This window comes from Haemophilus sp. SZY H8, from assembly GCF_018829755.1.
Lineage (GTDB): Bacteria > Pseudomonadota > Gammaproteobacteria > Enterobacterales > Pasteurellaceae > Haemophilus > Haemophilus haemolyticus_K.
Map to the genome: position 1 here is coordinate 121,417 of NZ_JAHKJY010000003.1, position 23,106 is coordinate 144,522.

24 protein-coding genes are annotated in these 23,106 nt (G+C 38.0%); 17 read left to right on the top strand and 7 right to left on the bottom strand.

The annotated features are described in order from the left end of the window. On the top strand, positions 1–1,119 hold the full coding sequence (gene ribD / locus KKW16_RS05950) for a bifunctional diaminohydroxyphosphoribosylaminopyrimidine deaminase/5-amino-6-(5-phosphoribosylamino)uracil reductase RibD (protein ID WP_048953503.1): 1,119 nt from the start codon (positions 1–3) through the stop codon (positions 1,117–1,119). After that, positions 1,120–2,142: an outer membrane-stress sensor serine endopeptidase DegS gene (degS, locus tag KKW16_RS05955; RefSeq protein ID WP_048953500.1), complete on the top strand. Its 1,023-nt coding sequence runs from the start codon at positions 1,120–1,122 to the stop codon at positions 2,140–2,142. A 58-nt stretch (positions 2,143–2,200) separates the two neighbouring features. On the opposite strand, the gene KKW16_RS05960 is transcribed toward degS, so the two are convergent. After that, a complete protein-coding gene (locus KKW16_RS05960) occupies positions 2,201–3,451 on the bottom strand; it encodes an O-antigen ligase family protein (protein WP_048953499.1) in 1,251 nt (416 codons plus the stop codon). 143 nt (positions 3,452–3,594) lie between these two features. Between KKW16_RS05960 and pepB the strand changes: the two genes are divergently transcribed. Then, on the top strand, positions 3,595–4,899 hold the full coding sequence (gene pepB / locus KKW16_RS05965) for an aminopeptidase PepB (protein ID WP_048953498.1): 1,305 nt from the start codon (positions 3,595–3,597) through the stop codon (positions 4,897–4,899). Between the two features lie 10 nt (positions 4,900–4,909). Continuing rightward, positions 4,910–5,332 (top strand): nucleoside-diphosphate kinase, encoded by a 423-nt coding sequence (ndk, locus tag KKW16_RS05970; RefSeq protein WP_048953495.1) that lies wholly within the window; start codon positions 4,910–4,912, stop codon positions 5,330–5,332. 110 nt (positions 5,333–5,442) lie between these two features. Here the strand turns inward: ndk and KKW16_RS05975 are convergent, their stop codons facing one another. Together KKW16_RS05975 and KKW16_RS05980 are read right to left on the bottom strand one after the other, a co-directional pair. Next, positions 5,443–5,847, bottom strand: a complete 405-nt coding sequence (locus KKW16_RS05975; RefSeq protein WP_048953494.1) for a DoxX family protein — start codon at positions 5,845–5,847, stop codon at positions 5,443–5,445. A gap of 111 nt (positions 5,848–5,958) precedes the next feature. Beyond that, positions 5,959–7,692 carry a protein-disulfide reductase DsbD gene (locus KKW16_RS05980; RefSeq protein ID WP_048953493.1) on the bottom strand — a complete coding sequence of 578 codons (1,734 nt, stop codon included), beginning with the start codon at positions 7,690–7,692 and terminating at the stop codon, positions 5,959–5,961. A 193-nt stretch (positions 7,693–7,885) separates the two neighbouring features. Here KKW16_RS05980 and arcA point away from each other — a divergent pair, with 193 nt between their 5' ends. After that, entirely contained in the window at positions 7,886–8,596 is a 711-nt protein-coding gene (arcA, locus tag KKW16_RS05985) for a two-component system response regulator ArcA (protein ID WP_140524121.1), read from the top strand. 42 nt (positions 8,597–8,638) lie between these two features. Here arcA and ruvX read toward each other — a convergent pair whose 3' ends face one another. The 4 genes from ruvX to fadR all read right to left on the bottom strand — a co-directional run bounded on the left by ruvX (position 8,639) and on the right by fadR (position 11,181). Continuing rightward, positions 8,639–9,061 carry a Holliday junction resolvase RuvX gene (gene ruvX / locus KKW16_RS05990; RefSeq protein WP_106013625.1) on the bottom strand — a complete coding sequence of 141 codons (423 nt, stop codon included), beginning with the start codon at positions 9,059–9,061 and terminating at the stop codon, positions 8,639–8,641. Then, positions 9,061–9,621: a YqgE/AlgH family protein gene (locus KKW16_RS05995; protein WP_140524118.1), complete on the bottom strand. Its 561-nt coding sequence runs from the start codon at positions 9,619–9,621 to the stop codon at positions 9,061–9,063. The genes ruvX and KKW16_RS05995 overlap by 1 nt, the downstream gene beginning before the upstream one ends. Next, complete coding sequence (gene rsmE, locus KKW16_RS06000; RefSeq protein WP_106013627.1) at positions 9,618–10,355, bottom strand: 16S rRNA (uracil(1498)-N(3))-methyltransferase; 738 nt, start codon at positions 10,353–10,355, stop codon at positions 9,618–9,620. Before rsmE ends, KKW16_RS05995 begins: the two co-directional genes overlap by 4 nt. Positions 10,356–10,455: 100 nt before the next feature. Further along, entirely contained in the window at positions 10,456–11,181 is a 726-nt protein-coding gene (fadR, locus tag KKW16_RS06005) for a fatty acid metabolism transcriptional regulator FadR (RefSeq protein ID WP_140524115.1), read from the bottom strand. Positions 11,182–11,304: 123 nt separating this feature from the next. Here fadR and nhaB point away from each other — a divergent pair, with 123 nt between their 5' ends. The 12 genes from nhaB to rhlB all read left to right on the top strand — a co-directional run bounded on the left by nhaB (position 11,305) and on the right by rhlB (position 23,098). Continuing rightward, entirely contained in the window at positions 11,305–12,849 is a 1,545-nt protein-coding gene (nhaB, locus tag KKW16_RS06010; RefSeq protein ID WP_140524113.1) for a Na(+)/H(+) antiporter NhaB, read from the top strand. Positions 12,850–12,858: 9 nt separating this feature from the next. Beyond that, entirely contained in the window at positions 12,859–13,392 is a 534-nt protein-coding gene (dsbB, locus tag KKW16_RS06015; protein ID WP_140524110.1) for a disulfide bond formation protein DsbB, read from the top strand. A gap of 147 nt (positions 13,393–13,539) precedes the next feature. Next, positions 13,540–15,138: a bifunctional phosphoribosylaminoimidazolecarboxamide formyltransferase/IMP cyclohydrolase gene (purH, locus tag KKW16_RS06020; protein WP_140524107.1), complete on the top strand. Its 1,599-nt coding sequence runs from the start codon at positions 13,540–13,542 to the stop codon at positions 15,136–15,138. A gap of 181 nt (positions 15,139–15,319) precedes the next feature. Beyond that, the gene (gene purD / locus KKW16_RS06025) at positions 15,320–16,609 is read left to right on the top strand and encodes a phosphoribosylamine--glycine ligase (RefSeq protein WP_140524104.1); all 1,290 of its coding nucleotides are present in this window, start codon (positions 15,320–15,322) and stop codon (positions 16,607–16,609) included. Between the two features lie 24 nt (positions 16,610–16,633). Continuing rightward, a complete protein-coding gene (locus tag KKW16_RS06030; RefSeq protein WP_140524101.1) occupies positions 16,634–17,857 on the top strand; it encodes a DUF711 family protein in 1,224 nt (407 codons plus the stop codon). A 63-nt stretch (positions 17,858–17,920) separates the two neighbouring features. Further along, positions 17,921–18,466: a hypothetical protein gene (locus KKW16_RS06035; protein ID WP_118855340.1), complete on the top strand. Its 546-nt coding sequence runs from the start codon at positions 17,921–17,923 to the stop codon at positions 18,464–18,466. 96 nt (positions 18,467–18,562) lie between these two features. Further along, positions 18,563–19,132: a hypothetical protein gene (locus tag KKW16_RS06040; protein ID WP_118855339.1), complete on the top strand. Its 570-nt coding sequence runs from the start codon at positions 18,563–18,565 to the stop codon at positions 19,130–19,132. 115 nt (positions 19,133–19,247) lie between these two features. Next, entirely contained in the window at positions 19,248–20,513 is a 1,266-nt protein-coding gene (gene glyA / locus KKW16_RS06045; RefSeq protein WP_133498035.1) for a serine hydroxymethyltransferase, read from the top strand. Further along, on the top strand, positions 20,510–20,806 hold the full coding sequence (locus KKW16_RS06050) for a DUF1294 domain-containing protein (RefSeq protein ID WP_005627552.1): 297 nt from the start codon (positions 20,510–20,512) through the stop codon (positions 20,804–20,806). The genes glyA and KKW16_RS06050 overlap by 4 nt, the downstream gene beginning before the upstream one ends. A 108-nt stretch (positions 20,807–20,914) precedes the next feature. Further along, a complete protein-coding gene (gene coaE / locus KKW16_RS06055) occupies positions 20,915–21,535 on the top strand; it encodes a dephospho-CoA kinase (protein ID WP_133498036.1) in 621 nt (206 codons plus the stop codon). After that, positions 21,528–21,734 (top strand): DNA gyrase inhibitor YacG, encoded by a 207-nt coding sequence (gene yacG / locus KKW16_RS06060; RefSeq protein ID WP_005645697.1) that lies wholly within the window; start codon positions 21,528–21,530, stop codon positions 21,732–21,734. Before coaE ends, yacG begins: the two co-directional genes overlap by 8 nt. A 116-nt stretch (positions 21,735–21,850) precedes the next feature. After that, the gene (gene rhlB, locus KKW16_RS06065; RefSeq protein WP_181153975.1) at positions 21,851–23,098 is read left to right on the top strand and encodes an ATP-dependent RNA helicase RhlB; all 1,248 of its coding nucleotides are present in this window, start codon (positions 21,851–21,853) and stop codon (positions 23,096–23,098) included. Positions 23,099–23,106: the final 8 nt, after the last annotated feature.

Below are 23,106 nucleotides of genomic sequence, written 5' to 3' on the forward strand. Positions count from 1 at the left end.
ATGATCGAATTTTCCGCACAAGATCGCAAATTTATGCAACGTGCCTTGGATTTAGCCGCCAAAGGTCAATATACCACCACACCGAATCCATCGGTGGGATGCGTATTGGTAAAAAATGGTGAAATTGTGGGGGAAGGCTTTCATTTTAAGGCTGGACAACCTCATGCTGAACGCATTGCCTTAGCTCAAGCTGGCGAAAATGCCAAAGGTGCAACCGCTTACGTCACCTTAGAACCCTGCTCTCATTATGGTCGCACACCGCCTTGCGCATTAGGATTAATCGAGGCTGGCGTAGTGAAAGTCATTGCTGCTATGCAAGATCCAAATCCTCAAGTCGCAGGAAAAGGTTTGAAAATGTTGTCTGATGCCAGCATCGAAAGTACGGTGAATTTATTAAACGATCAAGCGGAAAAAATAAATAAAGGCTTTTTAAAACGAATGCGTCAAGGTATGCCTTTTGTTCAACTTAAACTTGCAATGAGTTTAGATGGACGAACAGCAATGGCAAGTGGAGAAAGTAAATGGATTACGGGCCCTGATGCTCGTTCGGACGTACAAAAAATGCGAGCAAAATCATCCGCACTTTTATCTACCTCTGCGACAGTGCTTGCAGATGATCCAAGCCTGAACGTACGCTGGGATGAATTTCCTGAAAATCTAAAAACAGAATATAAAAAAGAAGATCTTCGCCAGCCTGTGCGAGTCATTTTAGATTCACAACATTGCATTCAGTCGACTCATAAACTTTTTTTAACGCATTCTCCCGTTTGGTTAGTTTCTCATGAACCACGAGATTTAATAGGCTTTCCTGATTTCTGCGAACAAATTATTCTTCCAAAAGAAAATTTACTAAAAGAATTAATGCAAGAACTGGGAAAACGCCAAATAAATACGCTTTGGGTAGAAGCTGGAGCAAATTTAGCGGGGAGTTTAATTGATGCAAAATTAGTGGATGAATTGATTATTTACGTTGCGCCTAAATTACTTGGCGACAATGCTCGTGGTCTATGCCAATTACCGAATTTAACTAAACTTGCCGATGCACCATTATGGCAACTTAATGAATTAGAACAAATCGGTGACGATATAAAATTAACTTACACACCGAAAGGAATCTAAATGCTTAAAAAACTTTTCCATTCCGCACTTTGGGGCTTGGCTGCTGCGGGCGTGATTTTGTTTGCGGTTCCAAGACTGAATAACAGCAATATTTTCACTTCAGACGATATTGTATCGTTCAAAAATGCGGTGCGTATTGCCTCACCTGCGGTAGTGAATGTTTATAACCGCTCTTTTTCTTCCGCCAGCATTAATGATAATGATCAGCTACAAGTGAATAACTTAGGTTCTGGCGTGATTATGAGTAAAGATGGCTATATTCTGACGAATAAACACGTCATCCAAAATGCCGATCAAATAGTAGTAGCGTTACAAAATGGAAATATTTTTGAGGCCAGTCTTGTTGGTTCAGATAATCTCACTGATCTTGCTGTTCTCAAAATTCGTGTAAATAATCTTTCAACCATACCACAAAATTCAAATCGTCAAGCTCACGTTGGTGATGTGGTATTAGCAATCGGTAATCCCTACAACTTAGGACAAAGCGTATCCCAAGGTATTATTAGCGCTGTAGGACGAAATGCTGTAGGTGATTCTGTTGGCAGACAAAACTTCATCCAAACCGATGCTTCAATTAACCGCGGCAACTCAGGCGGCGCATTAATTAATTCTGCAGGGGAATTAGTTGGAATCAGTACACTTAGTATTGGCAAAACTGCCAATGAAATCGCAGAAGGACTAAATTTTGCGATTCCAATGGATATTGCAAATGATGTTTTACAGAAAATTATACGAGATGGACGTGTTATCAGAGGTTATTTTGGCGTACAAAGCGACATCAGCTCAAGTAGTGAAGAAGGCATTGTCATCACTGGTGTAAGTCCGAATAGCCCAGCAGCCAAAGCAGGCATTCAATTAGGTGATGTCATTTTGAAATTAAATAATCAAGAAGGCATTTCAGCCCGAGAAATGATGCAAATTATCGCAAATACAAAACCTAATTCAAAAGTTCTCGTCACCATTCTACGATTAGGCAAAATCTTACAATTTCCTGTTATCATTGAAGAATTTCCAGTAAATTAATAAAAAAGTAGCGTTCTTAATCATAGAACTGACTTTCTATTTTTAACTCTTTCTCTTTTTAATAGGAAGAAGAACGAGAAGATCTAATTAAACTATAAAAAATAATACAAACGAAGAAATAAAATAACGATCCCGAATTATGCGCAAGAAATGACTGGCTCATAAAATAGAATAAATGGGATAATAGATGCATAACACCTAAAATTGCGACACATTTTATTTCTAAATTTTGTTGTTGACAATTTTTCATAAAATAAATAAAAGGCACAAATAATATAACTATCAATCCTATAAAACCTAATAATCCTCGTTTAACCCAAGATTCTAAAAATTGATTATGCAAGCTATTAAACTGCAAGGTCGTTTTCGCCATACTACCTGATTCTATCTGTTTATTTCTGAATAGTTCGTAACCTCTGCTCCCATGACCAAAGATAGGCGATTCTTTAATGGCTACAAATGCATTCTCCCACATGTCAAATCTAGCCCCCAACGATGTACTTTTATCATTTTTTTCTAGATATAACTTAATATCAGACTCAGCCGCATAATAACGCTTCGTCATATTAAATTTAGGGTTCATTACAAGAAGAATAAAAGATCCACCCATAATAGCAAAAAAAGCTATTATCAGTTTCTTACTAAGAAATTGACGATATAGTAATAAAAGAATAATCAGTATAATTGGAAATCCTACCCAGCCACCACGCGCACCAGATAATGCGCTTGTACTCATCGCAAGGATAACTCCAGCTAATCCTATTAATACAGATTTATAATATTGTTTTATGAAAAAATGTATTGTGATCACTAAACTAAATGTCGCTAATGAAATAGCTATATCCCCAACCTGAATATGCATAATTTCAGGAAAAGGCTTATCATATCCCAAATAAAATTTCTGAAATAATGCCACGCACCCTGTTATAATTGCCCCTATCGGAATAGCATACAAGATCGTATCAATCTTTAATGGGAAATGTCGAAATAAAATGAATAAAGGAATGAATAATAAAACTCGACTTGGGTTGTCAACTTCTCTAAAACTATCCTGATTAATAAAAACAGAAAGTAAAAAACTAATAAAATAATATAATAAGGAAAATATGAAAATTTTATCTATTTTAGATAATTCATCATGTATCTTTGATTTTATAAAATAAATAATAACATAAATAACACTAACAGCACCTAAAGTTATGGGAACATAGCTATATCCCTTCTTGAATATCAAAACCGTTGTAAAAAATAGCCCAACAAATACATTAATGCAAAAAGTAATATATTTTTTATGAAAAAATGAAGTCATCGCAACGTCAACCTAATTACTAAGATAAGTCATTTTACCTGAATTTATCCATAAATACTCCTAAAATCAGACTATTACTTTATGAAATCAAGAATAAAACTGGTATAGTGTTCCCCCTCATTTTCTTTTATCTGGAGGACAAAGTGGAAATTATACTTTCATACCAACAAGCTAATGCTGTTTGGGGGGAAAAAACAATTCTCAGTTTTAACGATAAACAAGCGACTATTCATTTACAAAACAATGAAAAAACAGACCGTACTTTAATACAACGCGCTGCACGGAAGTTACGTAACATAGGCATTCAAGAAGTTGAGCTTTTAGGTGATAATTGGGCATTAGAATCTTGCTGGGCATTTTACCAAGGCTTTTATACCGCTAAACAAGATTATTCAATTGAATTTCCTCATCTTGATGACGAACCACAAGATGAACTATTAGCACGTATTGAATGCAGTGATTTTGTACGTGAAATCATTAATGAACCAGCACAAAACTTAACGCCTGTAAAATTGGCCGAGCATGCAGCCGAATTTATCTTAAATCAATCAGATATTTATAATAAAAAAAGTGCGGTAAGTTTCCAGATCGTTTCAGGAGAAGAACTTGAACAACAAGGATATCATGGTATCTGGACGGTTGGTAAGGGGTCAGCAAATCCCCCAGCTATGTTACAACTTGATTTTAACCCAACAAATGATCCTAATGCGCCAATATTAGCCTGTTTAGTTGGGAAAGGGATTACTTTTGACAGTGGTGGTTACAGCCTAAAACCAAGTGATGGAATGAGTACTATGCGTACCGACATGGGGGGAGCAGCATTATTAACTGGTGCTTTAGGATTAGCAATTACACGAGGGTTAAATCAACGTGTAAAACTTTACTTATGTTGTGCAGAAAACCTAGTGAGTAGCCATGCCTTTAAATTAGGAGATATTATCACTTATAGAAATGGCATTACCGCTGAAGTATTAAATACAGATGCTGAAGGCCGTCTTGTCCTAGCAGATGGATTAATTGAAGCTGATAATCAGCACCCCAAATTTATTGTTGACTGTGCAACATTAACGGGAGCGGCAAAAGTTGCATTAGGTAATGATTATCATGCAGCACTTTCAATGGATGAGAGCTTAGTAGCAGCGCTATTCCAGTCTGCTCAAGATGAAAATGAACCCTTCTGGCGTTTACCGTTTGAAGATTTCCATCGTTCACAAATCAGCTCATCATTTGCAGACATTGCTAATATTGGTAGTGTCCCGGTTGGAGCAGGTGCAAGCACCGCAACGGCTTTTCTCTCTTATTTTATAAAAAATTATCAGAAAAACTGGCTACACATTGATTGTGCAGCAACTTATCGTAAATCAGGTAGCGATTTATGGGGGGTGGGTGCTACAGGTATTGGTATACAAACACTTGCAAATTTATTATTGTTAAAATCAGAAGAATAAGGATTTACTTATGACGGAAAGAACACTTTCTATTATTAAACCTGATGCAGTTAATCGCCATCTTATAGGTGCTATTTTGGCACGTTTTGAACAAGCTGGTTTTAAGATCATTGCCACAAAGATGCTACATTTAACACGTGAGCAAGCTGAAGGTTTCTATGCAGAACATCAAGGGAAAGTATTTTTTGAACCACTTATTAATTATATGATATCAGCACCAATTTTAGTTTCTGTATTAGAAAAAGAAAATGCAATTAAAGATTACCGCACTTTAATTGGCAATACGAATCCAGAAACAGCAGAAGAAGGTACAATTCGTAAAGACTTTGCGTTAAGTCAACGCGAAAATTCAGTTCACGGTTCTGATAGCCTAGAAAGTGCTAAACGTGAAATAGCCTATTTCTTTGTTGATTCAGAAATCTATACCTATTGACATATTTATATTATCTCTAACAACAAAGCACCTAGATACATATCTAGGTGCTTTATTAAAAAAAGCCCACTTTATGTGGGCAAAATAAGGATTAAAATTATAAAACTAAACTACTTTCTATAAAGTCTGTTATCTAATGATAAAGCGCCCGCACCAGAAAAAACAAAGTACAAAAATATAACAGAATAAAGTAACGCGAGCTCACCGCCATTTGCAATTGGGAATAATAAATTCCCTTTTCCAGCCACATGCATAAAGAAATACGCAAAAGCCATTTGACCAGATAAAACAAACGCAGCTGGGCGCGTAAATAATCCTAAAATTAATAAGATTGAGCCGATAATTTCAATCACGCCACCTACAATCATCATTGAATCACCGACCGGGCCATTTCCACCCGTCATAGAAATTGGAAACTCCCAAAATTTTGCTGTGCCATGTAAGATAAACATGTAAGCAGCAGTGATGCGTAATAGCGCTAATACATAAGGGCGATATTTTTCAAGATTGTTCATTTGCTTTCCTTTTGTTTAAAGATGAATTAAAACAGCGCCATATTAATATTTAACGAATAGTTAAACAATAATTAAAATTGAAAAATACTTTTTACCAAAAGTAAAAAATAACTAAAGTAGCTTTCCAATCCAATTAGAAAAAGAATCGGCATCCATAAAGCCCGTTACTCTACTTCCTTGAATCTCATTATTTTGCTCATCAAAAAATAAAATTGTGGGTAATCCCATCACATTAAAGCGCTCCATTAATGCTTTATTTTCTGGGCTATTCTTTGTCATATTCACTTGTAACAATAAGATATTTTGAAATTGCTGTTGCACTTTTGGATCTGAAAAAGTCAGCTTTTCAAATTCTTTACAAGCCACACACCAATCCGCGTATAAATCCAACATCGCGATCGAATGCGGATTTTCCGCTAAAGTGCGGTCAAATTCTTCAATATTTTTAATTTGCTTAAATTTAACCTGAGAAACAGGCTTATTTTCTACCGCACTTTGTGTTGTAGTTTGAGTTTGCCAAATCCAATTTTGCAAAGGTTGTACGGAAACCATAGACAAAGCAAAACTAATAATTTTAATGGCATAGCCAAAACCACTCTTAGGCATCTGCAACGCAAACCAAATAAAGAATGCTGTCGCTAATCCAGCCCATAAGCGTGGCTCCCATGCTTCAGGCAAAATACGAGAAAGTAAAAACACAGGTAACGCTAACATAACAAAGCCGAATGTTTGTTTCACTGTGTTCATCCACTCACCTGATTTTGGCAAAATTTTATTACCGAATAATGTAATGAGCATTAATGGCATACCCATTCCTAATGCAAGTAAATAAAGTGTGAACGCTCCAGTAAATAAATCTCCACTTTGAGCAACATAAAGCAGAGCACCTGAAAGCGGGGCTGAAGTACAAGGTGAAGCAACAAGGCCGGCTATCATCCCCATAGCGAAGGCGCCACCAAAAGCCCCTGACGTTTGTTTCTGACTCCATGTATTAAGTTTATTTTGTAAACTATTCGGCAATTGAAGGGTAAACATCCCAAACATAGAAAGGGCAAGTACAACAAACAAAATAGAAAGCCCTACCATGACATAAGGATGTTGTAAGGCAATTTGGAACGGTAAGCCAATTGCTGCAACAGCAAGACCTAATAAAGTATAAGTCAACGCCATCCCTTGTACATAAAGGAATGTTAAAATAAATGCTCGCGACATACTTCTTTGTTGTTGACCAATAACAATTGCTGAAAGTAAAGGCAACATAGGCAACACACAAGGTGTAAAAGCAAGCCCTACGCCTAATAAAAAGAAGCCCCAAATTGCCCATTTGCTATGAAATAAGCTATCAGCCAAACGATCTTGCTCTGATAAAAGCACTGGTTCTTCCGTATTATTTTCTATAGCTTTAACATTAGAAATAACAAGATCACCAAGCCGTAAAACTTTACTTTCTGGTGGATAACAAAAACCTTCTGTACAACCTTGATAAGATATTTCCACTTTATCATCAGCATGGGAAAAATCACCGATAAAAGTGCCATCTATGGGTTGGGTAAAGACACTCACTTCACCAAAATAAGGATCCTGATGTCGTTCTGATTGTTGTAGAAAACGAGCTACCAACAATTTTGATTTATCAACAAATCTACCACTGATTTTATCTTGATAAAGATAATATCCTTTCACGATATCCCAATGAATCTGGAGTTGAGTTTTATCTGGAGATAATGTAGCAGAAAATGCAAATGCATCATCTACATTTAAAAATGATTGTTTTTTATCAAACAATCCTGCATTAGCTACAAATGTGGTAAAAATAAATATAAAAAAAAGGATAAATTTTTTCATAAAATAAACTAGAAAAGGAGAAACTTGCCTAAAATTTTAACATAAAGAAATTTGAAAGCATAAAACTATGATGTAGATCACAAAAACAAAACCTAATGAAAAAATCAGAGCATTTTTCTGTTGTTACAACAATGTTACATCGTTAGAATGATAACCACGATAGCATACGCCAAAATAAGTATAAGGATGGAAAATGGCTACCCCAAAAATTCTCATTGTTGAAGATGAAATCGTGACCCGTAATACGCTTAAAGGGATTTTTGAAGCTGAAGGGTATGATGTTCTTGAGGCTCAAGATGGCGCAGAAATGCATCATATTCTTGCACACTACACGATTAATCTTGTGGTAATGGATATTAACTTACCTGGAAAAAATGGTTTATTACTTGCCCGTGAATTGCGTGAAAATATTAATTTACCACTTATATTTTTAACGGGACGAGATAATGAAGTTGATAAAATTTTAGGATTAGAAATAGGTGCGGACGATTACTTAACCAAACCATTTAATCCCCGCGAACTTACTATTAGGGCTCGTAACTTACTACACCGTACTCTGCCTCACCAAGAAAAGGAAAATACATCGGGAAAAGAATTTTATCGCTTCAATGGTTGGGTATTAGATTTAAATAGCCATAATCTCATTACCCCAGAAAACCAAGAACTAAAATTGCCACGCAGTGAATTTCGCGCAATGCTTTATTTCTGTGAAAACCCAGGTAAGTTGCTAACTCGAGAAGAACTTCTGCGTAAAATGACAGGTAGAGCATTTAAACCACAAGATCGCACTGTAGATGTTACAATTCGCCGAATTCGGAAACATTTTGAGGAATATTCAAATACCGATGAGCTCATCATGACAGTGCATGGAGAAGGATATCGATTTTGCGGTAATATAGAATAATGTCAAAGGTTATTATTCATTTCTTAAGATGAATAATAGCCTTTACCGAACCGAATAACCCTCAAACCAACTTTCTAAAATCAAGCAAGCAGAAATACCATCGACCTTATCCTTTTTAAGTGATCTGAAACCACCACGTTCAAATATCTCACTACGCGCTTCCATTGTTGTCAGACGTTCATCTTGTAACTCAACAGTAATACCAAAACGCCCATGCAACCGGTTAGCAAATTTTTTCGCTCGTAGAGTTAAGTCTTGAATGGTACCATCCATATTAAGTGGCAAACCAACAACAAGTACATCAGGCTTCCATTCCTTTAGACAGTTTTCAATAGCGCTCCAATTAGGGATCCCATCCTGTGCTTTAAATGCTGGAAGTGCTTGAGCCGTTCCAGTTATACTTTGTCCAACCGCGCAACCAATACTTTTTGTACCAAAATCAAAGGCAAGTACAGTGATCCCCATTAACTATGCCCCACTTGAGTCATCACAAAATTATGAGGATGAATACCAAGAGATTGATTGGCCACTATATAGCGTTCTTCATAAGGTGTATCAAACAAAATTTGTTCACTAGCTGGTGCAACTAACCAGGCATTATCAATAATTTCTTTTTCTAACTGTCCTGCAGACCAACTCGCACATCCTAGCGCAACTAAATATTTTTCTGGAGCGAATGTAGACCCAAAGGTTTCTACAACATCAGCAGATGTCGTCATAGAAAGCGTATCAGTAACCTTGTAAGTATGTTGAAAATGATTAAGTGTATTTTTATGTAAAATAAAACCACGTTCTGAATGTATCGGACCGCCAGCAACGACCATTTCATTACCAAAAGCGCGGTCATTTTTCATCATAAAATTAAGCTTTAAATAAAGTTCTGCAATACTTAAATCCGTAGGCTGATTGATTACTAATCCCATAGAACCTTGTTCGTTATGTTCACACATAAACACCACAGTTCGATTAAAATAATCATCTAAATGAGGCATTGCGATGAGAAACTTCCCTTGCAGTTCCATCATTCTCCTAAATCTCCAAAATAAATTTGTAATGCACTGATCGCTGCTAGTGAAGCAGTCTCGGTACGTAATACACGCTTTCCTAATAAAATTTCAGTAAAACCTTTCTGTTGTGTTTGCACTATTTCTTGTTCTGATAACCCGCCTTCTGAACCAATTAACAAACGTACCCCATCTTTTGGAATCATTGGTAACGTTTTTATACTATGTTGTGCTCTAGGATGTAGATTTAATTTAATCGCCCCATCATCTTCTGCACACCAATCCTGTAATTTCATTAGAGGACGAATTTCTGGCACCACATTACGACCACATTGTTCACAAGCAGCAATGACAATTTTTTGCCACTGTTGAATTTTTTTATCCATCCGTTCGCCATCTAACTTCACGCCACAACGTTCAGACCACAGTGGCGTAATCACATTTACTCCCAATTCCACAGATTTTTGAATGGTGAATTCCATCCGTTCACCTCGTGAAATAACTTGACCTAAATGGATTTTTAAATTGGATTCTTTATCAGAAAGTTCTCTCCCTAAGATATTAACTTTTACCGATTTCTTATTGGATTCTGTGATTATTGCTGGATAAATATGGTTTGAACCATCAAAAAGTTCAAGTTGCTCACCTTCTACCATTCTCAATACACGACCAACATGATTGGCGGCATCTTCAGAAAGTTGGCATTGCGTTTGATATTCTAGTGATTCAGGGTGATAGATTCTAGGTATGCGCATAGTATTCTAAAATGTTAATAGAAGACGGGAATAATATCTTTCACATGAAAAATAAATAAATTTACACGTGGGCTATTTTAAGCCTCTCATTCCCTATAGATTAATCAGATAGATTTTGAGGTAACCGCTCTAAAATAGCATGCCAGTAAGTGATAGAGCGAACATTATGTTTACGAATACAATCTACCACAGCATCAGCGTTACCTACCTGACAAATTTGCTGCATTTCTAAGTAGAATTGTTTAGTAAGTTCTCTGTGCTTTTCCTCTTTAAAGAAGAGTAAACCAATTCGTTGATAAACACCCTTTAAACTATTGAATACTAATCGATAAAAAGGCTTATTAGCTACCACAGTAAATTGACGAAACAAAGTATAGTCAAATTCCGTGTAATCTTGAGCAGTATTCTCTAATTGCTCTAGTGATGCAAAAAGTGCGGCAGATTGCTCTGGAGAATTTTTAACAGCCTCATAAATATAAAATTCAGACATTTTACTACGTAAAGATAGCATATTATCAATAATCATTGGTGCTGAACGCATATCCAAACTAATCAATGTTTCGATAATATTTGGTCCGGCCGTATCCCAAATATTATTCACTTTCGTCGGTTTACCATGCTGAATTGTTAACCAGCCATCTCTCGCCAAACGTTGCAACACTTCACGTAATGTTGTACGAGTTACCCCTATTTTATCAGCAAGATCTCGTTCTGAAGGCAAATTACTCCCTGCGGGAAAAATATCCTGCCAAATACTTTTTACAATATACTCTTCAGCCAAAGCCGCAGGACTTTGCGCTTTTAAAATGTCATTATCGTTTTGCATTACACTTAAAAATCAGATAAAAATAAAAAAGATGCAATTTTATGAAAAAATAGCTAGTTTTTATTATCCTTTAAAGACGGATATATTACAATGTCAGCATGATAAAAAATAGTGGAGTCCCCTATGACAAACATTCAAGCTTTTATGAAAAACTTTCTTGGTTCAAGTCCGGATTGGTATAAACTTGCCATTGTTGCTTTTCTCATTATTAATCCGATTATTTTCTTTTTCATCAGCCCTTTCCTAGCGGGCTGGCTATTAGTCGCTGAATTTATTTTCACGTTAGGCATGGCATTGAAATGCTACCCCCTTCAACCCGGTGGTTTATTAGCTATTGAAGCTATTATTATCGGCATGACAAACGTAGAGCATGTAAAAGCTGAAATTATGTCTAATTTTGAAGTAATTTTACTATTAATGTTTATGGTTGCGGGTATTTTCTTTATGAAGCAATTACTGCTTTATGTATTTACTAAATTACTCGTTAAAATTCGCTCTAAAATTGCACTTTCTCTCGCATTTTGCTTTAGCGCAGCCTTTTTATCCGCTTTTCTTGACGCATTGACCGTAGTTGCAGTTATTATTAGTGTCGCGATGGGATTTTATGGGGTATACCATAAAGTCGCATCAGGTAATGGTTTAATGGATGCGGTGGATATTTCTGATGACGCTAAAATTGATGCGCAACATCATAAAACCTTAGAAAAATTTCGGGCTTTCTTACGTAGTTTAATGATGCATGCTGGCGTCGGAACTGCACTTGGTGGTGTAATGACAATGGTGGGTGAACCACAAAACTTAATCATTGCAGAACAAGCCAAATGGAACTTTATCGAATTTTTCTTCCGCATGGCGCCAGTTACTGTTCCAGTATTTATTTGCGGATTACTCACTTGCTTCTTAGTCGAAAAATTCAAATTATTCGGTTATGGTGAAAAATTACCTGAAGATGTATGGAAAATCTTGTCAGATTTAGACCGCACTAATTCAGAAAAAATGTCTAAACAAGACAAAATCAAATTAGGTGTTCAAACGTTAATCGCGATTTGGTTAATTCTTGGATTGGCGTTCCATCTTGCGGCGGTAGGATTAATTGGTTTAAGTATCATCATTTTTGCTACAACATTCACAGGTGTGACTGACGAACACACTATCGGTAAAGCATTCCAAGAGTCTTTGCCATTTACAGCCCTACTTGTTGTCTTCTTTTCTGTGGTTGCTGTAATTATTGATCAAAAACTATTCGCACCTATTATTCATTTTGTACTTGCTTCTGAAGAAAATACTCAGCTTGCTCTCTTCTATATCTTTAATGGATTGTTATCTTCTATCTCTGATAACGTATTTGTCGCAACGGTTTATATTAACGAAGCAAAATCTGCATTAGCGAATGGCGTAATTTTACCTCATCAATTTGAATTGCTTTCTGTGGCAATCAATACTGGAACAAACTTACCATCAGTCGCAACACCAAATGGACAAGCAGCATTCTTGTTCTTATTGACCTCATCCCTCGCCCCATTAATTCGCCTTTCTTACGGAAGAATGGTTTATATGGCTTTGCCTTATACCGTTGTTATGTCACTTGTAGGTTTATTTGCTATCGAATTTATTTTACCTGCAACTACAGATTGGTTGGCAAGCTTAGGTTTAATTTTGCCGATTTAAGGAGACAGAATGCTCACATTATTAAAACAATTTTCTGAAAAACGCTCCGTATGGTTTTTGCTAGCTTTATCAAGTTTAGCTTTGGAATCTACCGCACTTTATTTCCAATATGGAATGGGGTTACAGCCTTGTGTGCTTTGCGTATATGAACGTTTAGCGATAATTGGATTATTTATTGCGGGCATTATTGGCCTTCTCGCGCCAAAATCATTTATTGTGAGATTAATCGCCTTGATACTCGGATTATTTAGTAGTATTAAAGGCCTTTTGGTATCACTGCGCCATTTGGATCTACAAATGAATCCAGCCCCCTGGAAACAGTGCGAGTTTATCCCTAACTTTCCAGAAACCTTACCATTTCATCAATGGTTCCCAGCTATTTTTAATCCTACAGGCTCTTGTAATGAAAGCCAATGGTCATTCTTAAATTTAACCATGGTTCAGTGGCTCGTATTTATTTTTGTTGTATACATTGCAATACTCACAATATTATTTATTTCTCAAATACAAAAAAGTCGTAAACAAAGACGGCTATTTAACTAAAAACAATGCCATTTGAAAAAATCAAATGGCATTTTTCTTTATTACATATTCTCATTTTATGATCAGTAAAATCTTTCTATATTTACGCAAACGTTTGCGCTATAATTCACTCCGCTTATTTTTAACCATTTAATGAAGGAAAATGTAATGACAGATCGTCCAATTCGTCAGGCTTTACTCAGTGTTTCGGATAAAACCGGTATCGTAGAATTTGCTCAAGGCTTAGTACAGCATGGTGTAAAACTACTTTCCACAGGCGGTACCGCAAAATTGTTGGAGCAACATGGTTTGCCAGTGACTGAAGTGTCTGATTATACGGGGTTCCCTGAAATGATGGACGGTCGCGTGAAAACCATACACCCCAAAGTGCACGGCGGGATTTTAGGTCGTCGTGGCACGGATGATGCCATCATGCAGCAACATGGTATTGAAGGTATTGATATGGTGGTGGTGAATTTATATCCTTTCGCCGCAACCGTGGCGAAACCAGATTGCACCTTGGTTGATGCGGTGGAAAATATCGATATCGGCGGCCCAACCATGGTGCGTTCTGCTGCGAAAAACCATAAAGATGTAGCGATTGTCGTGAACAATAACGATTTTAATGCCATTCTTACCGAAATGGAGCAACATCAAAACAGCTTAACGCTTGAAACCCGTTTTGATCTTGCCATCAAAGCATTTGAACACACCGCGCAATACGATTCCATGATCGCCAACTATTTCGGTCAATTGGTGAAACCTTATCATGTTGCTTCTGAAGAAGATGCGGAGGCGAAGTGTGGTCAATTCCCACGGACTTTAAACCTTAACTTCGTGCGTAAACAAACCATGCGTTACGGCGAAAACTCTCATCAAAATGCGGCCTTCTATGTTGATTTGAATGTTAAAGAAGCGAGCGTGGCTACCGCTAATCAACTCCAAGGTAAAGCCTTGTCTTACAATAATATTGCAGACACCGATGCAGCCCTTGAATGCGTGAAAGAATTTGATGAGCCGGCCTGTGTGATTGTGAAACACGCCAATCCGTGTGGGGTGGCCTTAGGCAAAGATATTTTAGAGGCCTACAATCGCGCCTATCAAACAGACCCAACCTCAGCCTTTGGCGGCATCATTGCGTTTAACCGTGAATTAGACGAAAAAACGGCAAATGAAATTGTAGAACGTCAATTTGTGGAAGTGATTATCGCACCGAAAGTGTCGGCAGAAGCCGTTGAAGTGGTGAAACGTAAGAAAAATGTCCGTTTGCTTGAATGTGGAGAATGGCAAGCACGTACCCAACGTTTAGATTTCAAACGCGTGAATGGCGGCTTGTTGGTGCAAGATTCGGATTTAGGCATGGTGGGCTTGGATGATTTAAAAGTGGTCAGCAAACGTCAACCGACCGAACAAGAATTGAAAGATTTATTATTCTGTTGGAAAGTGGCGAAATTCGTGAAATCGAATGCCATTGTTTATGCCAAAGATAACCAAACCATCGGTATTGGCGCAGGCCAAATGAGCCGCGTGTATTCGGCTAAAATCGCCGGTATTAAAGCGCAAGATGAAGGCTTGGAAGTGGCCGGTTGTGTGATGGCATCTGATGCGTTCTTCCCATTCCGTGATGGCATTGATGCGGCGGCGAAAGTAGGCATTCAATGTGTGATTCATCCGGGCGGCTCAATGCGTGATCAGGAAGTGATTGATGCGGCAGATGAACATAATATGGTGATGGTATTAACTGGAATGCGTCATTTTAGACATTAATTTATGCAGCAACTTCGCTCAATGAGCGACTTACTTATCCTCCCTCTTTCGTAAAGAGGGGGCGAGAGGGAGATTTAAACGATGCTAAATGTACTATGAGGTTGAAATAACTTCTGGCCAAATCTCCCTTACCCCTCTTTGCTAAAGAGGGGATTAAATTCAAAAAGATACAAGGAGCATTATGAACATCCTCATCATCGGAAACGGCGGTCGTGAACATGCCCTCGCTTGGAAAGTGGCGCAATCTCCATTAGCGAATAAAATTTTCGTTGCACCGGGCAATTCAGGGACAGCGTTAGAACAAAAGGTCGAAAACGTGAATATCGCCGCAACGGATATTCCTGCATTGGTTAAATTTGCCCAAGATAACCACGTAGGTTTAACGATCGTGGGGCCTGAAGCGCCACTTGTGATTGGCGTGGTGGATGCGTTTCGTGCAGCGGGTTTAAAAATTTTCGGACCAACGCAAGCGGCGGCGCAATTAGAAGGTTCAAAAGCTTTTACCAAAGATTTCTTAGCGCGTCATAAAATCCCAACAGCAGAATATCAAAACTTCACTGAAGTCGAACCGGCATTGGCTTACTTGCGTGAAAAAGGTGCGCCAATTGTCGTAAAAGCAGATGGCTTGGCGGCAGGCAAAGGCGTGATTGTGGCTATGACGTTGCAGGAAGCCGAAGACGCAGTGCGTGATATGCTTTCCGGCAATGCCTTTGGTGAAGCCGGTAGTCGAGTGGTCATTGAAGAATTTTTAGATGGCGAAGAGGCGAGCTTTATCGTCATGGTGGACGGCAAAAATGTCGAACCTATGGCGACCAGTCAAGACCACAAGCGTGTGGGTGAGAAAGACACGGGCTTAAACACCGGCGGTATGGGGGCTTATTCTCCTGCGCCTGTGGTGACACCTGAAATTCATGCGCGGGTAATGCGTGAAGTGATCTATCCAACGGTCAACGGCATGGCGGCAGAGGGCAATATTTACACCGGTTTCTTGTATGCCGGTTTGATGATCATGCCGAATGGCCAGCCGAAAGTGATCGAATTTAACTGCCGTTTTGGTGATCCGGAAACCCAACCGATTATGTTACGTTTGGAATCGGATTTGGTGGAGCTTTGTCTTAAAGCCTGTGATGGCAAATTAGACGAAGTGAAATCCCAATGGAATCCGAAAGCTTCTTTAGGTATCATATTGGCAGCAGAAGGCTATCCGGGCGATTATCGCAAGGGCGATGAAATCACCGGTTTGTCACAAAGTGCGGTCGAAAATGAGAAAGTTTTCTTAGCGGGCGTTGCGGAACAAGAAGGCAAGTTAGTCACGAACGGCGGTCGCGTGCTTTGTGTGACTGCATTAGGCGAAAGTGTATTTGAAGCACAACAAAAAGCCTTAAAACTCGCTGAACAAATTCAATGGTCTGGACGTTTTTATCGTCGAGACATTGGTTATCGTGCTGTTGAACGTGAGCAGCAAAAATAACGACATTTAATGTTAAGGGATTGAATGGATTATAAAAATAAGGAATTATGTCGTCTTCGCACAATCAGTTTTTTTCTAACGTTACATAAAGATAAAACGCAATGGGAAGACGCCCTTTATTCGGTGAAACGTGATGTGGATTTGTTATTACCCGCTGTGCAGAAAGCAGGTTATACCTTGCAATCGATTCGAGTGATTACCAATCCCTTCGGTGAATATTTGGATTTAACCAATTTGCAGACGGCAAAAGCAGATTTGCAGTATTTAACGGAATTATTGAATAAATTTAATGAAAGTGGAATCCGTCTTCGATTTGCAATAGGAGCGGCGAGAAATAAAGAGGAAATTGCTTTATTACCAGAGCTAATCGCGGCTTATGACGACTTGTGTAATGCTTGTGTCAATGTGCCATTAGATGAAAATGGCGTGTTAGATAATGAACTTATTGAGCAATCTGTTTATGCCGTACAACGAATTGCAAATATCACACCACGTGGTGAAGGTAATTTTAACTTTACTGTGAATTTTAACTGCAAGCCATTTATTCCTTATTTCCCCGCCGGTTATCATCTAAGCCATTTACCAAATAGTTTTGTCATTGGTTTAGAAACACCCGATTTATTAGTTGAAGTATTAAAATCTGTACCAAAATCGCCTCATAATCAATTTTATGCTGATTGTTATCAGGCTATGTCGCAAGCTCTGCAATATCATGTAGATCAAGTATTAGATATGTTAAGTACGGTCAAATTATCGGGTGAATTTGAATTTGCAGGCATTGATAGTTCGGCGGCTCCATCAAAAAATTGTTCATCTATGACAAAAGTGTATGAATTAATGGGATTGCCCTATTTTGGTGCGGCTGGTTCAGTAGAGGTTTCTGCGCTACTGACAAAAGTGTTTAAATCAATCCAACATGTGCCATTGGTTGGTTTTTCTGGGTTAATGTTGGCGGTGACAGAAGATTTAGGTTTAGCCGAAGGGACACAAAAACAATATTTTGATATTCGCGCTTTACTGACGTATAGCGCCGTATGTGGTATCGGTTTAGACACGGTTCCCGTGGCGGGAAATGTTAAGGCAGAAAGCATAGCCGCTATTATGCGCGACACTGGGACGATGGCATTTCGCTTAAATAAACCACTAACTGTGCGTTTATTTCCCATTCCGAATAAGGTTGCAGGTGAAATATCAGAATTTGAGAGTGATGATTTATGTAACTGCTGCCTTTTACACATTCCTGATTAAACGAAAATTTCCCTATTTTGTTGTGATCAATGTTATCCCTACTGTCAATAAAAGGAGTATCTCATGAGAAAATTAATATTGGGTAGCCTTGTTGCTGCATTATTAACAGGTTGTGCGGGAGCATCAAATGTCTCACAAAGTGCAACATTAGATGGCGAGTGGATTTGTCGTACTATACCGACAAAAGATAGACAAACTTACGATCGTTTAGAACACTTCGTCTTAAAATCTGATGGAACAGGCGCCTTGCGAGGCATTTCCTACATTGAATTGGATAAAGAGACGACTATTCGTTATTTAACAAAAGGTAAGGTGAAATGGCAGAGCCAAAATAATGTCTTGAGTTTTGATTTTGTTAATCGCGCGATGGTGCCTGCACACAGTAACAATGTGGCTAAAGCCATTAAGCAAGATAAGAAATTACAAAAACAAGAAAAAGAGAAACTAGCTACGTTTTATAGCAAATCAGGCGATCACGTGAATATGTCAATTGAGCTTAAACAGAATGGCAATCAACTTATTTTAGATAAGGATTTTGCGACTTGCCGACGAGTCACCGAGAATGACAAAGATATTCAGTTATTGAATCAGTGGTTTGTAAAGAAATAAATACAATTATTTTAAACTTGATAAAAAACAAGCGTGATTTTAACCGCACTTTATTTTTGATAGTGAGGAAATCAACTAAATAAAAGGAGTATTACTATGAGAAAATTAGTATTAGGTAGTCTTGTCGCTGTATTGCTCTCGGGATGCGCAATGGCACACCAGCAAACTGAACAGGAAAAAGCGTTGCTGGGCGATTGGATTTGCCATGTTAAGCCTGCGGCAAAAGCCCCTTTACCAGTCGAGCATTTTGATTATGTCACTTATCGAGCAGATCAAACTGTGCTGATGCGTGGTATCTCTCAGATTGATACAAAAGAAGGCTGGATGCGTTATTTATTGCAAGCTAAAGCTAAATGGCAGGCGAATGATGACAAGTTAAGTTATGACTTTACGGATCGTCTATTTAAAACCGCGCATTCACCACAAGTCGCGAAAATTATTGAACAATCTCCAGAATTTAAAGAGTATGATAAGGAATTTGTTTCACCTTGTAATAGTTGCGGTAATCATTTGGATATGAAGATTAAAATGAAAAGCCCAACCAGTATGACTAATTTTAATACTTATACGAAAGAGACCAGCCAATGCCGTAAACTGGGTGCAGGCGAGAAAACAAAAGAAGTTAAACTAATTGAGAAATTAGTGAAAGAAAAAGGCTCGATTTAGATAAATGAATGTTTTTCATTGTAATAATGAAAAATATGATCGAAATTTCTGATTAAGTTTTTACTTGGAAACAGGTAAACTATACACAAATAATTCAAACAACGAGGAATACACAATGTTTAAAAAAAGTATGAACATCGCTGATTACGATCCAGTATTGTGGCAAGCGATTCAAGATGAAAATCGTCGTCAAGAAGAGCATATCGAACTAATTGCATCTGAAAACTATGCTAGTCCGCGCGTGATGGAAGCTCAAGGTTCACAATTCACTAATAAATATGCTGAAGGCTATCCAGGTAAACGTTATTACGGTGGTTGTGAGTATGCAGACATTGTGGAACAGTTAGCAATTGACCGTGCGAAAGAATTATTTGGTGCAGATTACGTGAATGTTCAACCACACTCTGGATCACAAGCAAACGCTGCAGTGTATGGTGCATTGATTAATGCAGGCGATACTATTTTAGGTATGGATTTGGCTCACGGTGGGCACTTAACTCACGGTGCAAAAGTCAGTTTCTCTGGTAAAATCTATAATTCTGTACTTTATGGTATTACTGCCGATGGTTTAATCGACTATGAAGATGTCCGTCAAAAAGCATTAGAACACAAACCAAAAATGATTGTGGCGGGTTTCTCTGCTTATTCTCAAGTGGTGGATTGGAAAAAAATGCGTGAAATCGCCGATGAAGTGGGTGCGTATCTATTTGTTGATATGGCGCATGTAGCAGGATTAATTGCAGCGGGTTTATATCCAAATCCACTGCCTCATGCACATGTTGTGACAACAACAACCCATAAAACATTGGGCGGTCCGCGTGGTGGTTTAATTCTTTCATCTTGTGGCGATGAAGAAATCTACAAAAAATTACAATCATCCGTATTCCCTGCAAATCAAGGTGGTCCATTAGTTCATATTATTGCGGCAAAAGCAGTTTGCTTTAAAGAAGCATTAGAGCCTCAATATAAAGAATACCAAGCAAATGTGTTGAGAAATGCAAAAGCAATGGTTGAAGTATTTAAACAACGTGGTTATGACGTGGTGTCAAATGGTACTGAAAACCACTTGTTCTTAGTAAGTTTCATTAAACAAGGATTAACTGGTAAAGCAGCAGATGCAGCTTTAGGCAAAGCAAATATTACCGTGAATAAAAATGCTGTACCAAACGATCCGCAAAAACCATTTGTTACTTCAGGTATCCGTGTAGGTACACCATCTGTGACTCGCCGTGGTTTCAATGAAAATGATGTGCGTGAATTAGCTGGCTGGATGTGTGATGTTTTAGATGCTTTAGGTAAAGAAAATGAAGAACAAGTGATTGCTGAAACTAAAGAAAAAGTCTTAGCAATTTGTAAACGTCTTCCAGTTTATCCGAAATGATTTATTTTCTTTCGTTGATTATATGGTTAGCGGCGATCAATATCGCCGCTTATTTTTTTATGTGGAGAGATAAAATTCGGGCCGTGCGTAACGAGTGGAGAATTCCTGAAAAAACATTTTTTCTTCTAAGCCTTTTAGGTGGTTTTATGGGAATACATTTAGCCATGAAACATTTTCGTCATAAAACGCTGCATTTTAGTTTTAAATTTATTGTTGTTATTAGTGCATTTCTTTGGGTTGTTGTTTTTCCATGGTTATATTTTTCTTTTATTTTTCAATATATAAAAGCATGATAATGTAGATAAATTAATTTGTTATGGTTCACTAACCATTGGTTTGGATAGCTGATTTTTACTAGCGTTATTTTGTATAATATTGGAAATTTTTTTATGGGAAATCATATGACTTATATTGTTGGCTTAACGGGTGGCATTGGTAGTGGTAAAACAACGATTGCTAATTTATTTGCCGATCTTGGCGTACCTCTAGTGGATGCGGATGTGGTTGCTAGAGAAGTCGTCGCGAAAGATTCCCCTTTATTGTCTAAAATTATTGAATATTTTGGTGCTCAAGTTTTAACGGAACAAGGTGAACTTAATCGATCGGGTTTACGAGAACGAGTGTTTAGCAATGATGAAGATAAATTGTGGTTAAATAATCTTTTACATCCCGCTATTCGTGAACGAATGAAACAACAATTAGCAGAACAAACTGCACCTTACACATTATTTGTCGTCCCTTTATTAATAGAAAATAAATTGACCGCACTTTGTGATCGTATTTTGGTGGTGGATGTGAGTCCACAAACTCAACTTGCTCGTTCATCGCAACGAGATAACAATAATTTTGAACAAATTCAACGAATTATGAATTCTCAAGTTTCTCAACAAGAGCGTTTAAAATGGGCGGATGATGTGATTAATAATGATGCTGAACTGGCTCAAAACTTACCGCACTTGCAGCAAAAGGTGCTAGAATTACACCAGTTTTATTTACAACAAGCGGAACATAAAAATGTCTGACGAAATTATTGAAGTACCTTGTCCGATTTGCCAAAAATCTGTGCCTTGGACAAATGAAAGTACTTTTCGACCTTTTTGTAGTAAACGTTGCCAGTTAATCGATCTTGGCGAATGGGCGGCAGAAGAAAAAGCGATTCCAAGTGATACTGCTGATTTTGCAATGGATCCAAATGTGAGTGACGAATGGAGCATTAAATAGAAATTAACCGATAGGAAACCCTATCGGTTAATTTTTATAAGTGCGGTCCTTTTTTGAGGATTTTCCCTAAGCATGCTATGCTAAACCTAATTTTATTATTCTAAAATGTGATTTTTATGCAACAAGATTATTTAAGCCAACAACGATTCTCTGATCTTCCTCTACATCCGATTGTACGAGATGCTTTGGCAAAAAAAGGCTTTGATTTTTGTACCCCAATTCAGGCTTTATCTTTGCCTATCAGTTTAAATGGACGAGATGTCGCAGGACAAGCTCAAACTGGTACAGGCAAGACAATGGCTTTTTTAACGGCTACTTTTCACCATCTTTTAACTCTCCAAGATCCTAATCTTGAATATCGTCACCCAAGAGCTTTGATTCTAGCACCTACACGAGAATTAGCGGTGCAGATTAGTAATGACGCAGAATTTCTTGCAAAAGCGAGTGGATTAAAGACCGCACTTGCCTATGGAGGCGATGGTTATGATAAACAACTACAAGCGATTGAGCGTGGCGTCGATATTTTGATTGGTACGACTGGGCGAGTCATTGATTATGTGAAGCAAGGCGTAATTAGTTTAGATGAAATTCAAGTTGTCGTTCTAGATGAAGCGGATCGAATGTTCGATCTTGGGTTTATCCGTGATATTCGTTATTTATTGCGTAAAGGCCCCGCTCCGCAATCTCGTTTAACGATGTTATTTTCAGCGACACTTTCTTATAAAGTGCGTGAATTAGCATTTGAAGATATGAATGACCCTGAATATATTGAAATTGAACCGGAACAAAAAACAGGGCACCGAATCAAAGAAGAACTTTTTTATCCATCTAATCAGGATAAAATGGCACTTCTCTTAACCTTAATGGAAGATGAATGGCCTGAGCGCTGTATTGTATTTGCGAATACGAAACATCGTTGTGAAGAAATTTGGGGTTATTTGGCGGCTGATGGACATCGTGTTGGTTTACTGACTGGCGATGTAGCACAGAAAAAACGTTTGTCCTTATTAAAACAATTTACCGACGGTGATTTAGATATTTTAGTAGCAACAGATGTGGCTGCTCGTGGCTTGCATATTTCTGATGTGACGCATGTTTTTAATTATGATTTACCCGATGATAGAGAAGATTACGTTCACCGAATCGGCCGTACTGGACGAGCGGGGGAAAGTGGCGTTTCGATTAGTTTTGCTTGCGAAGAATATGCGATGAATTTACCATCAATTGAAGAATATATTGGCCATTCTATCCCAGTGAGCCAATATGAAACAGAAGCCTTGCTTGAACTGCCGAAACCATATCGGTTAAAACGTGCGGTGCCACCGCAAAGGCATACAAGACATCGTTCTTATCATACAAAATAGTGATATAA